The organism is Mesorhizobium sp. W016, from assembly GCF_054719485.1.
On sequence record NZ_JBTTIF010000002.1, the window covers coordinates 178228 to 192170 of the forward strand.

At 62.1% G+C, this 13943-nt stretch carries 17 protein-coding genes; 8 read left to right on the forward strand and 9 right to left on the reverse strand.

Annotation, left to right across the window (positions count from 1 at the left end):
• Window positions 1-75 precede the first annotated feature (75 nt).
• Window positions 76-1650 (forward strand): sensor histidine kinase, encoded by a 1575-nt coding sequence (locus ACYG9V_RS01180; RefSeq protein ID WP_460222065.1) that lies wholly within the window; start codon window positions 76-78, stop codon window positions 1648-1650.
• A gap of 163 nt (window positions 1651-1813) precedes the next feature.
• Here the strand turns inward: ACYG9V_RS01180 and ACYG9V_RS01185 are convergent, their stop codons facing one another.
• The 3 genes from ACYG9V_RS01185 to ACYG9V_RS01195 all read right to left on the reverse strand — a co-directional run bounded on the left by ACYG9V_RS01185 (window position 1814) and on the right by ACYG9V_RS01195 (window position 3499).
• Entirely contained in the window at window positions 1814-2275 is a 462-nt protein-coding gene (locus ACYG9V_RS01185; RefSeq protein ID WP_023670091.1) for a hypothetical protein, read from the reverse strand.
• Between the two features lie 11 nt (window positions 2276-2286).
• Window positions 2287-2613, reverse strand: coding sequence for an ElaB/YgaM/YqjD family protein (locus ACYG9V_RS01190; RefSeq protein WP_023670092.1), 327 nt, complete (start codon window positions 2611-2613; stop codon window positions 2287-2289).
• Between the two features lie 124 nt (window positions 2614-2737).
• A complete protein-coding gene (locus ACYG9V_RS01195; RefSeq protein ID WP_023670093.1) occupies window positions 2738-3499 on the reverse strand; it encodes a Crp/Fnr family transcriptional regulator in 762 nt (253 codons plus the stop codon).
• Between the two features lie 339 nt (window positions 3500-3838).
• Here ACYG9V_RS01195 and ACYG9V_RS01200 point away from each other — a divergent pair, with 339 nt between their 5' ends.
• Window positions 3839-4156, forward strand: coding sequence for a response regulator (locus ACYG9V_RS01200; protein WP_050485906.1), 318 nt, complete (start codon window positions 3839-3841; stop codon window positions 4154-4156).
• Between the two features lie 55 nt (window positions 4157-4211).
• On the opposite strand, the gene ACYG9V_RS01205 is transcribed toward ACYG9V_RS01200, so the two are convergent.
• Window positions 4212-4763, reverse strand: a complete 552-nt coding sequence (locus ACYG9V_RS01205; RefSeq protein ID WP_023670095.1) for a sigma-70 family RNA polymerase sigma factor — start codon at window positions 4761-4763, stop codon at window positions 4212-4214.
• 3 nt (window positions 4764-4766) lie between these two features.
• Window positions 4767-4970 (reverse strand): NepR family anti-sigma factor, encoded by a 204-nt coding sequence (locus ACYG9V_RS01210; RefSeq protein WP_023670096.1) that lies wholly within the window; start codon window positions 4968-4970, stop codon window positions 4767-4769.
• Window positions 4971-5182: 212 nt separating this feature from the next.
• Between ACYG9V_RS01210 and ACYG9V_RS01215 the strand changes: the two genes are divergently transcribed.
• The 6 genes from ACYG9V_RS01215 to ACYG9V_RS01240 all read left to right on the forward strand — a co-directional run bounded on the left by ACYG9V_RS01215 (window position 5183) and on the right by ACYG9V_RS01240 (window position 8663).
• The gene (locus ACYG9V_RS01215) at window positions 5183-5977 is read left to right on the forward strand and encodes a response regulator (RefSeq protein WP_023670097.1); all 795 of its coding nucleotides are present in this window, start codon (window positions 5183-5185) and stop codon (window positions 5975-5977) included.
• Window positions 5978-6197: 220 nt separating this feature from the next.
• Window positions 6198-6365: a DUF1328 domain-containing protein gene (locus ACYG9V_RS01220; protein ID WP_023670098.1), complete on the forward strand. Its 168-nt coding sequence runs from the start codon at window positions 6198-6200 to the stop codon at window positions 6363-6365.
• A 163-nt stretch (window positions 6366-6528) separates the two neighbouring features.
• The gene (locus ACYG9V_RS01225) at window positions 6529-7563 is read left to right on the forward strand and encodes a sensor histidine kinase (protein ID WP_023670099.1); all 1035 of its coding nucleotides are present in this window, start codon (window positions 6529-6531) and stop codon (window positions 7561-7563) included.
• 129 nt (window positions 7564-7692) lie between these two features.
• On the forward strand, window positions 7693-7869 hold the full coding sequence (locus ACYG9V_RS01230; protein WP_023754149.1) for a hypothetical protein: 177 nt from the start codon (window positions 7693-7695) through the stop codon (window positions 7867-7869).
• A 141-nt stretch (window positions 7870-8010) separates the two neighbouring features.
• Window positions 8011-8337 (forward strand): hypothetical protein, encoded by a 327-nt coding sequence (locus ACYG9V_RS01235; RefSeq protein WP_023670101.1) that lies wholly within the window; start codon window positions 8011-8013, stop codon window positions 8335-8337.
• Between the two features lie 83 nt (window positions 8338-8420).
• Window positions 8421-8663 carry a YMGG-like glycine zipper-containing protein gene (locus ACYG9V_RS01240; protein ID WP_023670102.1) on the forward strand — a complete coding sequence of 81 codons (243 nt, stop codon included), beginning with the start codon at window positions 8421-8423 and terminating at the stop codon, window positions 8661-8663.
• A gap of 39 nt (window positions 8664-8702) precedes the next feature.
• Here ACYG9V_RS01240 and ACYG9V_RS01245 read toward each other — a convergent pair whose 3' ends face one another.
• From ACYG9V_RS01245 to xylF, 4 genes are all read right to left on the reverse strand, one after another.
• The gene (locus ACYG9V_RS01245; RefSeq protein ID WP_023754148.1) at window positions 8703-10349 is read right to left on the reverse strand and encodes a CHASE domain-containing protein; all 1647 of its coding nucleotides are present in this window, start codon (window positions 10347-10349) and stop codon (window positions 8703-8705) included.
• A gap of 155 nt (window positions 10350-10504) precedes the next feature.
• Window positions 10505-11302, reverse strand: coding sequence for an ATP-binding cassette domain-containing protein (locus tag ACYG9V_RS01250; RefSeq protein ID WP_023683966.1), 798 nt, complete (start codon window positions 11300-11302; stop codon window positions 10505-10507).
• A 12-nt stretch (window positions 11303-11314) separates the two neighbouring features.
• Window positions 11315-12631, reverse strand: a complete 1317-nt coding sequence (locus tag ACYG9V_RS01255; RefSeq protein WP_352765110.1) for a sugar ABC transporter permease — start codon at window positions 12629-12631, stop codon at window positions 11315-11317.
• Window positions 12632-12775: 144 nt separating this feature from the next.
• Window positions 12776-13816, reverse strand: coding sequence for a D-xylose ABC transporter substrate-binding protein (gene xylF, locus ACYG9V_RS01260; protein WP_023683968.1), 1041 nt, complete (start codon window positions 13814-13816; stop codon window positions 12776-12778).
• Between the last annotated feature and the right edge of the window lie 127 nt (window positions 13817-13943).

Genomic DNA, 13943 nt, shown 5'->3' on the forward strand with positions numbered 1-13943 from the left:
AAACCATCGCCGGCGAAACATGGTGGGGTAACGATTGCTTGCTACAAAAGTTCCGGCGCGCGACGGCCGCGCAAGATGCGCGCCACCGCGGGTGGGGCCTGCAAGCGAGGGGGCTTGGTGGATAGCAAGGTGGCGAAGCAGGCTGGTTTGCCGGTTGAGGTCCGCCGCGCCGTGGCGGCGCCGGAGCGGCTTGCCGTACTGCACGGGCTTGACGCGATCGACACCGACTCCGATCCCGACTTCGATCGCATCACCGGCCTTGCCGCCGCCGTGATGCGGGCGCCGATCGCGCTCGTCACGCTGCTCGACACCGAACGACAGTGGTTCAAATCCTGTGTCGGCTTCAACGAGACCGAAACCGCGACCGACATATCGTTCTGCGCCCATACCATTGCCGCCGGCGACGAGCCCATGGTGGTGCCGGATGCCAGCATCGACCCTCGCTTCTCCCGCAACCCGCTGGTCACCGGCGAACACCATGTCCGCTTTTATGTCGGCGCGCCGATGGTGGTCGCCGGCGCGCGCGTCGGTACGGTGTGCGTACTCGACCGGGAGCCGCATGAACTTCCGTCCGCTGCCGCGCTCGATCATTTGAAATCGCTGGCCAGCCTCGCCGCCAGCCTGTTTACCCTCAAGGACGCCACCCGCAGCGGCGCCATTGCCACGGCTGCTTTGGCGCAGGAGGAAAAGCGCCGAGGCATAGCGCTCGATGCCGCCTCGCTCGCCAGTTGGGCCTGGGATATCCGCACCGACATGATCGAATGCGACGTGCGTTTGTCGGAGCTGTTCAACCTGCCGCGTTCGAACCGGCTGCGGGCGCGCGACATTTTGGCCGCCATCGACCCGCGCGACGTCTACCAGACCGAGACGCGCTTTCGCGATGCCCTGACCGGCAGCGACGACTATTTCGGCGAATACCGGGTCAAAGGCTTCGATCCGCCGCGCTGGATAGTCACCCGCGGCCGCGTCATCGAGCGCGACGGCGAAGGCAAGCCGACGCTGATCTTTGGCGTCAACTACGACATCTCGGAACGCAAGCTCGGCGAGGACCGGCAAAGGCTGCTGCTGCGCGAGCTCAACCATCGGGTCAAGAACACGCTGGCGACGGTGCAGGCGCTGGCGACGCAGACCGTTCGCCACGCTCGCCGCCCAAGCGAATTCCTGGAAGCCTTCGGCGCCAGGCTGCAGGCGCTGGGCGCTGCCCATAACCTGCTGTCGGATCGCGAATGGCGCGGCATCGGTATTCGCGAACTGATGCAGATCGAGGTCAAGCCGTTCGATTCGGCAGAACGGCCGCGCATCGTGATCTCCGGTCCGGATCTGCTGCTTTCGCCCGACCAGGCGGTGGGGCTCGGTTTGATCATGCACGAACTGGCCAGCAACGCGCTGCAATACGGATCGCTGTCGGTTGGCTCGGGGAAGGTCGATGTCGACTGGAAGGCGGCGGGCAAGAAAGGCGCGCGCCGCCTTGTGCTGACCTGGAGCGAAAGCGGCGGGCCGAAAGTCGACCCGCCGGAACGCCAGGGCTTCGGCTCTATCCTGATCCGCCGCAGCCTCGCCAAGGTTTTGTCGAGCGAAGTGACCCACGAATTCCGCAGCGAAGGCGTGTTCGCCGAAATATCGATGCCGCTTGAAGATCTGCCGGCCTAAAGCGCGTCACGCTGAAACGGATTCATACGACGCGCTTTAAGTCTTTGTTTTGATGCATGTCGTTGTCCCAGAACCGCGGCACACTTCTGGGCGACATGCATTAAAAGCGATTCCAGAAGTGCGAAGCGGTTTTCCCGGGAACAGCGTATCAGCGCGACGCGCTTTAGTCGGCTTCGCTGTCTGGATCGCCCGGATCCGGCTTGACGTTCTCGCGGTAGATGGCATAGGCCGCGAGCGCGATCATCGGGCCGAGAATGACGCCCTTCCCGCCTTTCCCCTTGAGCAAGGCCGGCAGCACGGCAAGCGCCGCGGTGATACCGAGCGCCTTCAGGTCGGCATTGCGCCTTCGCGCACGTCGGCGTGCATGCGTTCCAGCCGCAAGTTGATGAATGAGCACGATAAGCCCGGCCAGTACCAGGAAACCAGCGGCGAAGCCAAGACAGGCGGCCATCGAGCCATAACGGTCAGCCGCCCAGATGTAGGCCGCCCCCAGGAGAAACCCGAGGCCGCACAGGGCAGCCACGGCGGCGAGCCCGTAGACGATTGCCGCCGTGCGCGCGCGGCGCATGGCGGCAATGGCTTCACCCGAGGCCAAGGCCGAGATAAGCGGTGCCAGCATGCCCATCTCTGTCGAAACTAGCGCCGGGCAAGAAGCGCAAACAGGAAGCCGACGCCGGCCGCGATCGCCAGTGAAGTGACCGGCTTCTCGCGCACATTGGCCGTGATCTGGGCCTCAAGATCCTTGGCGTTGCCACGCAGGCTGTCGAAGACGGCTTCGCCCTGCGCGCGCAACTGGTCGACGCCTTCGGCAGCAGCGCGCCGCGCCGTGCCGTAACCATGTTCGCCGGTCTTGGCCAATTGCTTGGTCAACTTTTCGATATCCGCCTTCAACTGCCGAATGTCGGCTTCCAGGTCGGCGTTCGTCTGACTTTCGTTGGCGGTTTTTCCTGCGGCAGTTGCCATTCTAAACTCCTTGCGTTTGCTTGGCTTCAAACGCCCGACACACGTCATGGTTCCGAAATCGGAGACCGTATCCATGAAAGGGTGTTTGCAAGTGCGAGTCCAGCCCCAGATGGAGGCCTGCCTGTCAGATCAGTGGCCGACGGCCTTCGCTTAGGCCCTCCCAGCGCGCGAGATCCTTCAGCCCCTCCCCGTCGATCACTTCGCAACCGCCGTCGCGCCAGGCGATCAGCTTGCGATCGATGAGCTTGCGGATCGTCTTGTTGGTGTGGACCAGCGACAGGCCGAGCGTATCGGCGACATGCTGCTGGGTAATCGGGATTTGCACCGGCGCCTTGCCGTTGAGCCCGACTGCCGCCGCGCGGCTGGCGATGAAGGCAATGAGATAGGCGGTGCGCTCGACCGCCGTGCGCCGACCGACGCTGAGCAGGTTCTCGTCCAGCATGCGCTCCTCGCGCGACGCCAGCCAGGTAATGTCGTAAGCAAGGCCCGGATGGTTGCGGTAGAGCTCGTGCAGGTTTTCACGCTCGAAGACGCACAACAGCATGGGCGACAGCGCCTCGACCGAGTGCTGCATTTCGCCCATCAGGCTGCCCTGCAGCCCGATAAGATCGCCGGGCATGGAGTAGTTCAGGATCTGGCGCCTGCCGTCCGACAATAGTTTGTAGCGGAAGGCCCAGCCCGAAAGCACGGTGTAGAGATGAGCACTTTGGCTGCCTTCGACCAGCACTGTGGCGCCCTTGTCGACGGCCAGTTCGCCCTTCTTGAACATGCTGACATAGGCAAGCTCCTGCTTCTCGAATTCCCGGAACACCGGCAATGGCCGAAGCGGGCAGATCTCGCATGGGTACTGACGGCTGGAAAACGAACGACCATTCTGGCCAGACATTTCGATCCCTCTTTCGAAAGTCTCTTGCCAGAGACTGAGTGCTACGCCTTTGCAAGGCCGCGGTTCCGCTGCCGATGGCATGTCTTTTTTAAATGACAGGATAGCAAATAGCGATCATGACTCGCTACACTCCACTGAGGCGAATTCGAAGCTCGCTTGTGGAGTAGAGCCGGTGGGCGAACTTTTCGGATTAAGGCCTGACCGATCCCCCAAGGTCCGCGATGCGGTTGACTGGAGTCACTGTACCCGATGCTGCAAGAATTGAGGAGAGATTGCCAAGTGCCGCCATTGCTTGAGGGATTGCGAATTCTTGTCTTGGAGGATGAATTCCTGATCGCCATGGATGTCGAGCAGCTTTGCCGCGACCATGGCGCGAACGACGTAGTGATTGCCCGCGCTCTGGCCGAGATCGATGAGCAGAAGGTCGTTGGCGAGTTCGACGCCGCTATCGTGGACCTCATGCTGGGCGGAACGTCCACACTCGATTTCGCCGCGCGGCTGCGCCAATCGGGCCTGCCGTTTGTCTTTGCCTCCGGCTATTCGGACCCCGATGAGATCAAAGGGTCTTTTCCCGGCATCCGCCTGGTCACCAAGCCTTATTCGGGGACCGATCTCGTCGAGGCTCTGGCGGCGGCCTGCGGCCGCGCGCCAGTCTGAGATATCTTCGATGCGTATGTGTAAAGAGCCCAGGCCCGCAAACGGGCCTCCGCCGTCAGGCAGCGTTTGAACCCGTCACCTGGGACGAGATTGCGTCCGGCCCGTATTCGTCTTCACCGGAGATTTTCAGGATCTCCTGCAACCGCGTGCGGGCCCGGCTGACCCGGCTTTTGATCGTTCCGACCGCACAGCCGCAGATTTCGGCGGCCTCTTCATAGGAAAAGCCTGAAGCGCCGATGAGGATGATGGCTTCGCGCTGGTCCTCGGGGAGTTGCTCGAGCGCGCCGCGAAAATCCTTGAGGTCAAGCTGGCCGTGCTGAGCCGGATGAACGGCAAGCCTGGCCGTCATGATGCCGTCGCTGTCCTGCACCTCGCGGCCGCGCTTGCGCATCTGGGAATAGAACTCGTTGCGCAGGATGGTGAACAGCCATGCCTTGAGATTGGTGCCGGGCTGAAAGCTCTCATGCTTGTCCCAAGCCTTGACCAGCGTCTCCTGCACCAGATCGTCGGCCTTGTCGGCATTCTGCGTCAGCGACACGGCAAAGGCCCGCAGGCTCGGGATCGAGCCGAGCAGGTCGGTCTTGAACCCTTGTGAGACAGCTGCCATGCCTCAGTCCTTCTTCTGTGCAGGTTCGGCCTTTTCCAATTGGCTGAGCAACTGGGCAAAGCGATCCGGCACATTGTCCGAGACCAGCTCGTCATAATATTGTTTGAGTTTGCGGCCGATTTCCGAATTCGCCCCGAGCGGGTCGCCGGAATTGGCCCGGCGCCTGTCAGCGGCGCCAGCCAGCGTTTCTTTATTCATGTCCTTCATTTCGCCCTTAAATCCAGCGCCCCGAGCCGCCCCATTACACAACGCAAAGCGGCCCCCTCGTCTGGTTGCCCATCGCACCACAAACGTCGCCCGTACGGTTTCGTTCCACAAGTCTCGGAACTTTTTCGCAAAACCCGCGTTTGGGTGTTGGGGCTTGCAATCAGCTTGACCTGCACTCTATGCAATCACGTCATCTGAGGGAGACGTCTACCATGAGCCTTTCCGCAACCATCGCTCCGCACCTGCCGTTCCTGCGCCGCTTTTCACGCGCCGTATCCGGATCGCAGGAGAGTGGCGATGCGCTGGTAGCCGCGATGCTCGAAGCCATCATCGCCGACGTCGACATCTTCCCGCAAGCGTCAAGCGACCGCATCGCGCTCTACAAGGTATTCGCCAAACTGTTCACCTCCATTGCCATCCGCGTTCCGCAGGAGCAGGCACAATCGGCATGGGAGCAGCGCGCCGCCGCCAATCTGAACGCCATTGCGCCACGGCCACGCCAGGCTTTCCTGCTGGTCGCGGTCGAAGGCTTCGGTGAAGACGAGGCAGCTGAAATTCTCGATGTCGACGCCAAGGAATTCTCCGAACTGCTTGCCCAGGCGAGCAACGAGATCTCTCGCCAGGTGGCGACCGATGTGCTGATCATCGAGGACGAGCCGCTGATCGCCATGGACATCGAGGAAATGGTCGAGAGCCTCGGCCACCACGTGGTCGGAACCGCGCGCACCCATACCGAGGCGGTGGCGATGTTCGGCAAGACAAGGCCGAAGATGGTGCTGGCCGACATTCAGCTTGCCGATGGCAGCTCGGGTATCGATGCGGTCAACGAAATCCTGTCGTCGACTTCGGTGCCGGTAATCTTCATCACCGCCTTCCCCGAACGTCTGCTGACCGGCGAACGGCCTGAACCGGCCTTCCTCGTCACCAAGCCGTTCAATCCCGACATGGTCAAGGCGCTGATCAGCCAAGCGCTGTTCTTCGACCGGCAGGCCAAGGCCGCCGCGTGAAGTAGGGCCTTCAATCTCCAACTTTTCGCCGCCTCGCAGCGTTGGCGGCACTGGCGATCGCCTAACCCGGCGATCGGCGGCTGCCCGTCGCGCCGTATGGCGCTCACGCGCGCGAATCAATTCGCGTCCGGGCCTCTTCCAAAGACCTTCTTTTTCGGCAAATGGTGGAACAAACAGCAATCACTCACGTTCTTGATCCAGTATCGGAAGGAGACAGATCATGCTCTACTGGGCGCTCGTATTTCTCGTCGTGGCGATCATCGCCGGCGCGCTTGGTTTCGGCGGCATCGCCGGTACCTCGGCCGGTATCGCGCAAATATTGTTCTTCATCTTTCTCGCCTTCCTCGTCATCTCGCTTCTGGCCGGCCTGTTCAGACGGGCATCGTAGGAGCGGGCGAAGAACACTGGAAGCCGCACCCCTCAAACGGTTTCCAGCCACCGCCGGGCGATGTCCTCCAACGGGACATCGTCCGGCGGACCTTTTCTGGGGACCTACTCAGGAACTGAGTCCAAGTGAATCGTTCGGTCCTGATCAGGTGGACAGGTGATTGATGCGTTCCATTGGCGGAGGCGAGAGCGGACAGGGCGACGAGGTGATCGCACTGCACCCGGCTGAAAGCGGAATGCAGCTTGGCCGGGCCTTGCTTCACGCTCTGCACAATGCCGGCATTTCCGTCCTCTATCAGGATCGTGAATTGAAGACTGTATGGGCCCGCAACATGCGTGCGCCGTGGGTTTCCGACACAGCCGACAGCAACGGCGCGTTGCCACCGGCGCAAGCTGAGCAAATCGCCGCCGCCAAAAGCAATGTGATCGCTTCCGGCAATCCGGAACGCCTTGAACTGAGTGTTCCCACCGGTGATGGCATGCGCTGGTTCCAGGTATGGGTCGATGCCGATCGGGGCCATCGCGGCGACGTGCAGGGCGTCGTCACCACGATGGTGGAAACCACCGAGCAGAAACGCCGCGAACAGACGCTGAAGACGCTGTTGCGCGAAGTCAGCCACCGCTCCAAGAACCTGTTGGCCATCATCCAGAGTATTGCCACCCAGACCGGCCGCTATTCCGAGACACCCGACGATTTCCTGAAGCGCTTTCGCGGCCGCCTGCAGTCACTGGCTTCCTCCCAGGATCTGGTAACGTCGTCGAACTGGCGGGGTGCAGCACTTCGCGAGCTTATCCGCGGCCAGGTCGTTCGCTACGGCGCCGATCCCGCGCAGAGCCTGCGCTTCAATGGCGTCAACCCCTACCTCAATCCCAACGCGGCCATTCATATTGGACTGGCAATGCACGAACTCGCCGTCAATTCATTCAGCTACGGCGCCCTGGCGCGGCCGGACGGCTTTGTCGAGGTAACCGCCGATCTGTCGAACGTCGCAGAGGCCGCAGACAAGCCGGCTTTGTCGCTGACCTGGGTCGAGGCCATTGTCGCCAATGATAACAGGCGCACCGAGAAACGCTTCGGCAGCGTTGCCCTCGAACGTGTCGTGCCGGCATCGCTGAACGGCACGGCGACGCTGGAGATCACCAGTGACCGCCTCGAATATCGCCTTGTCGTTCCGCACGGCAATTTCGAAACCGAATGAGCGGCGGGATTCCTTAACCGGCTGTTCACCATAAAATCCGATGCTGTGGTTCCCAGAGATTGCTGGATCTTGACCGATTCAACCGATGTTTCGGCCGCAGCCTGCAACGCGAGTATGGGAGGAATGATCATGACGGTTGCCGATATGAACAGGCTGGAGCAGGCCGCCCGGGTGTCGATGAGCGGCTTTCAGGATCCTGACGCTTCAGCCTCGCCTTTGCAGCACGCCTGGCATCCCTTGCTTCGCGTCGCCGCTGTCGCGCTCGTCGCCGCTGTTGTGCTGATCGTGGCGTCGCAATGGGTCTGAGCCAGATGCTCAGGTTCACGCTGCTCCCAAGCAGCCTGGCTCAGAAACTGTCCAGCTCGTAGCCGACCAATTATTAACGCCCTTTCGGCACAGGAACTTTGACGGCTGTGGACCGTTCTTATGGCGAGAGGACGTGTCGCCGTGGAACACATCGCCGCTTTGCTTTTGGTAATTGGCTGTTCGAACAACATGACCGAATGCCGTGAACTGCCGGTGCCGGTCAGTGTTTTCGAAACCGCCGAAGCATGCACGGCAGAACGTCCATTCGCTGCCGGCGACGTGCAGGGTCAGGCCGAGCACGTCGTTGCCAAATGTCTTACGGTCGACCCCGCGCTGGAAGATGATTACGACCAGATCGTCTGGAACGTGCGCCCGGACGGCACCCTCGACGCGTCTTTGCAGATTTCCAGTGTCGTGGTCGCGTCGAACGCCACGCGCCGCGAAAAAGACTCTCTTAGCCAACAATAAGATCGAGCGGGCAAAGGCTGCTGTTTCGTGCTAAATAGCGGCTGGAGCTTACTAAAGTGAGGACAAAAGTGAGGAGAGATTCTATGCGGAAATTGATTATTGCCATGGTTGCGGTGGTCGCCGTCAGCGGCTGCAGCACGACCGAGCAGGATGTCGGTGTCGGCGCCGGTGTCGGTGCTTTGGCCGGCGGACTGATCGGCGGCGGCAAGGGTGCGCTGATCGGCGCAGCCGTTGGCGCCGGTTCCGGCCTGCTGGTGCGCAACCTGCGCAACGGCTATTGCCAGTATCGCGACAATCGCGGCCGGCTCTACACCGCTCGCTGCTGATTCGCTTCAAAAGCGTCAGACAATCGCGACGGAGACCGGTCAGCCGGTCTCCGTTTGTTTGCCTGCATGAGGCGGCGGGATCCTGATTTCCACCGTAAGCCCATCGACGCGAAAATCTCGGGCAATCGTGCCGCGCAATTCCTGCGTGACATTGAGGTCGATCAGCTTGGTGCCGAAGCCGGTCTTCGCCGGCGCTTCGAGTTCCTTCTGCCCGGCCTCGCGCCAGTTCAGAACCAGCATCCGCTCAGACCCGCGCCCCTCGAACGACCAGTTGACCTTCAGCGCACCCACGGAATTGCCGGCCTCGCCATATTTCAGCGCATTCGTCGCCAGCTCGTGAAAGGTTAGGCCAAGCGCCTGCGTCGTCCTCTCGTCGAGAAGCACCTGAGGCCCTGACAATATCCCTTCCGGAAGCTCCTTGCCGAACACCTGGCCGAGCTCGATGCGCAGCAGGTCGCCAAGATCGGCCTTCTGCCAGCGCGAACGCGTCAGCATATCCTGGGAAGCCGCCATTGCCTGGAGGCGGGCCGAGAAGGAAGTTGAGAACTCCTGCACGTCGGTTGCTTGCGCCGCCGTCTGGCGCGCAATCGCCAGCACCCGCGTGATCGAATTCTTGATTCGATGCTTCATCTCCTGCAGCATCAAATCCTTTTCGAGCAGGCTTTTTTCCGTCGTTTCATGCAGCAGCGACTTGGCGTCGTAGGCGCGCTCCTGGTAGCGGGCCACCAACGCTATGGCGCCGGCCAGAAGCAGGCCGAACAGCCCGAGCATGACCGGAATGGCGCGCGAGGACGGTTGCGAAAATGCACTTGTCGGCCGAAACAGCACCGTCCACGGCCGACCGGCGACGATGATCTTGCGCGTCACCAACAGCCTGTCGCCAAAGCTCGCAACCGGCGGCGTTTCCGACTGGAACAGAAGATTGTCGGCGTCGGCCGTGCCGTCATAGACCGCGGTGTTGACCGGCAGCAAAGGCGTGCGGCTGAGCGCGGTCTGGAACAGGTCGCGGGCGCGGAAGGCCGCGTAGAGAAGGCCTGATGTCGATGATCTGGACGCGTTGATACCATCCGGCGCGGTTTCGACATTGAGCCTGACGAAGACCAGGAAACCGGTAAAGGTCTGCGCCGCGCCCGTGTCCTGGCCGAGTTGGACCAGACCGCTTGCGTGCTGTGCGTCATCGGCCAGCGCTTTTTCGATCGCCTCGCGCCGCACCGGCTCGGTGAACATGTCGTAGCCGATGGTGGATTCGTTGGCAGGGTCGAGCGGCTCGAACAGCACGACGGGGGTGCGCCACGGCTGTGTCGTGTCCGGATAGACCGTGTGGGCGGCGCCGCGGTCGCGCAACATGTCGCGCTCGACCGCCGCTTCGTCACCGGTCTTGGCCAGCCTGAGATAGCCGATGCCGCGCAGGCCAGCGAAATTGTTATCGACATCGAGGGCGCTGAAGAAGGCCTTGAATTCGCTACCTGAAATCTCGCCATTGCGGGCGTCGAACAGCGCCTGCGTCGAGCGCAGCAGTGACAGATGCAGATCGATACGGCTTTCGATGCGGTTGAGCGCGTCGTCGGCCGTCGCCTCGAACTTGATGCGCGCCGCTTCCTGGGTGGCGAAATAGGCGAAGCCCGCCATCGTAAGGCTGATCAGTGCAACGGCAATGAAGGCAAGGATCGGGAAAAACTTCTTCAACGCAGGCCCATGGACGGTTCGGGAACCTTTATGGGCAACTCGCCGCGGCAAGACAATGGCGCGGCCAAGCCATAATGACGGCTGGCATATCACGTATATTTAGCCGGCTTATCGGTCGAACATCGGTGAAGATGAGAGCCGATGATATCGTGGTCTCAGGCCGCGATCTTCAGCGCACCCGGACCGGGAATGGCGCCGGGCGGACACTTTCCCAGGATGATCATGCCGAGCACTTCGTCCTGCGTCACATCGGTGGTGAGCGCGGTGCCGACGACCTGGCCGTTCTTCATTACGCAGACCCGGTCGGCAAGCTCGAACACGTCGTGAATGTCGTGGCTGATCAGGAAAATGCCGATGCCGTCGGCCTTGAGCTGCTTTACCAGTTCGCCGACCTGCGCCGTCTCCTGCGGCCCAAGCGCGGCCGTCGGTTCGTCCATGATCAGGATGCGGGCGTTGAACAGGATGGCGCGTGCGATCGCCACCGACTGGCGCTGGCCGCCCGATAGCTTGATCACGGGCTCCTTGAAGCGCTGGAAGCGCGGATTGAGCCGGCCCATCACCTTGCGCGCCTCGGCCTCCATGGCGACATCGTCGAGTGTCCCCCACGCGGTCATCAGTTCGCGGCCGAGGAAGAGGTTGGCGGCAGCGTCGACATTGTCGGCCAGCGCAAGCGTCTGGTAGATCGTTTCGATGCCGTATTTCTTGGCGTCGCGCGGATTGGAGATCGAGGCCTCCTGGCCGTTGACCAAGATCTGGCCGGCATCGCGCTTGTAGGCGCCCGACAGGATCTTGATCAGCGTCGACTTACCGGCGCCGTTGTGGCCAAGCAGCGCCACCACTTCGCCCGGGAAAAGATCGATGGACGCATCGTCGACGGCGCGAATGCCACCGAACGCGATCGAGATGTTGCGCATGTCGATCAGTGGCGTACCGGTGGGAGCAGTTTTTTCCATAATCGTTCCTCCCTAGACGCGCTTGCGGTAGACGGTGTCGAGCCAGACGGCGATGACCAGGACAGCGCCAACGACAATGCTCTGCAGCGGCGAGTCGATGCCGAGCAGCACCATGCCGGATTGCAGCGACTGCATCAGAAGCGCGCCGAGCATGGCGCCCATCACCGTTCCGGCGCCGCCCGCGAGCGACGTGCCGCCGATGACAGCGGCCGCGATCACCAAAAGCTCGTCCAGTGTGCCCAGCGCATTGGTTGACGCATTGAGACGGGCCGACGAGATCGCCGCGCTGATTGCAGCCAGCACACCCATGATCATGAACACCTTCATGGTCACCCAGCGCGTGTTGATGCCGGCGAGTTCCGCTGCCTCCGGATTGCCCCCGATGGCGAAGACATAGCGGCCGAAACGCGTGCGCTTGGTGATGAACGTCATGATGATGCCGACAATCACCGCCATCAGCACCGGTATGGCGATGCCATGCGCGATGAACAGCCCGCCTTCGGGAACGGTGATGCCGTTCTGCTGTGCGTACTGGCGCACGATGCCGACCGGCCATGGATAGGAATTGGCGATCCACACGGCGCCGAGGATGGCCGCGCAAGCGACCACGCCAAGCAAGGTCTCGGCCCAGACGGGGCGCAGTGGAAAGCTGAAGCGCTTGCGCTGCGAGCGACCGTTGAGCAGCGCGAAGGCGACCGCCGCGCAGGCGACGATGCCGACGATCCAGCTGGCAGCGGCGCCAATCGAGCCGCGTGGTCCGCCGCCCATCAGCTGGAAGGTGGCGTCGAGTGGCGCGACCGTGCGCCCGCTGGTGATGAGCCATGCCATGCCGCGCCAGACCAGCAGGCCACCAAGCGTCACGATGAAGGCCGGAACCTGCATATAGGCGATGATGAAGCCCTGGAACGCGCCGATCAGCAGACCAAGCACCACGCCGGCGGCAAGCGCGACGATCCAGAGCCAGGGGTTTCCAAGCTGGAAGCCGATGACGCGAATCAGGAATTCGGCCTGTGCCACGCCCATGATCATGCCGATCACGCCTTCGACGGAGCCCACCGAAAGGTCGATGTTGCGCATGACGATGACCAGTACCATGCCGGTCGCCATGATCGCGACCGAGGACGTCTGCACCGACAGGTTCCAAAGATTGCGCGGCGTCAGGAAAAGCCCACCCGACAGGATATGTATGCCGACCCAGATGACCAGCAGCGCGCCGACCATGCCGAGCATGCGCGTGTCGAGCTCGGTCGCTTTCAGGAACCGGGCGACCGCGCCGAGTTCAGACGCTCGTGCCGTATCGGCCTGCGGATTTGAGGTCGTGTCGGTCATGATGTCCTCCAGCGGCTTGCCGTCTGGCGCGGATGCCGGACCACAGCCTAGAAGTTTGCCGCCGATGGCGGAAACACACAATTCTCGTAGAGAAAACGCCGCGGCTTGACAGCCGCGGCGCCTCATTTCTTCAAGTCGTCGAGATCAGTTGCAAGCCGCGACGCTGCCGGCGGCGACGCCCGTGCAGACTTCGTCCTTCTTGATCCAGCCGGCGTCGATGACGACGTTGAGGTTGTCCTTGGTGATCGCGACGGGGGTCAGGAACAGCGACTTGACGGTGTTGCCGCCAGGCGTGGTGAAGTCCTTGGCGCCGGCAATGTCGCCCGTCTTCTTGCCATCGGCAAGCTGCGAGGCGATCTCGGCGGCGTTCTTGCCGAGTTCGCGCGCGTCCTTCCACACCGACACCGTCTGCGTGCCGAGCGCGATGCGGTTCAGAGCGGCATGGTCGCCGTCCTGGCCCGAGACCGGAACCGTTCCGGCAAGGCCCTGCGCCGTCAGCGCGGCGACAACGCCGCCGGCGGTGCCGTCATTGGCCGCAACCACGGCATCGACCTTGTTGTCATTGGCGGTCAGGAACTGTTCCATGTTCTTTTGCGCGTTGGCCGGCAGCCAGCCATCGGTATAGGCCTCGCCGACATTCTTGATCTTGCCCGAGTCGATGGCTTCCTTGAGCACTTCCATCGAGCCCGAGAACAGGAAATCGGCATTCGGATCCGAGCCAGAGCCCTTGATGAAGACATAGTTGCCTTCGGGCTTCGCCTTGAACACTTCGCGGGCCTGCATGCGGCCGACTTCCTTGTTGTCGAAGGTCAGGTAGAAGACGTCCTTGTTCTCGATCAGGCGGTCATAGCCGACGACCGGAATGCCTTCGTCCAGCGCCTTCTGCACCGCCGGGCCGATGGCCGAGGCGTCCTGCGCCAGGATGATCAGCGAGTTGGCGCCCTGCGAGATCAGGCTTTCGACGTCGGTCAGCTGCTTGCCGGGATTGGACTGCGCGTCGGCGGAAATGTACTTGTCGCCGGCAGCCTCTATCGCCGTTTTCATCGCCGCCTCGTCGGTCTTCCAGCGCTCTTCCTGGAAGTTCGACCACGACACGCCGATGACCTTGTCCTTCGCCTGCGCGACCGACATCAGCGCCAGCGACATGGCGACACCCGCCAGCATGGCGGCTGCAAATCTGTTCATCATAATCCTCCCTGCGCCGCGTGCGGCGCGACAAAACTGGCCCGAGGGCCGGCACACAGAGGCGCTATTTTTTCGAGCCTCGAAAAAATACTGGTTCAATGATAACGCGCTGTCAACATCGATTCTG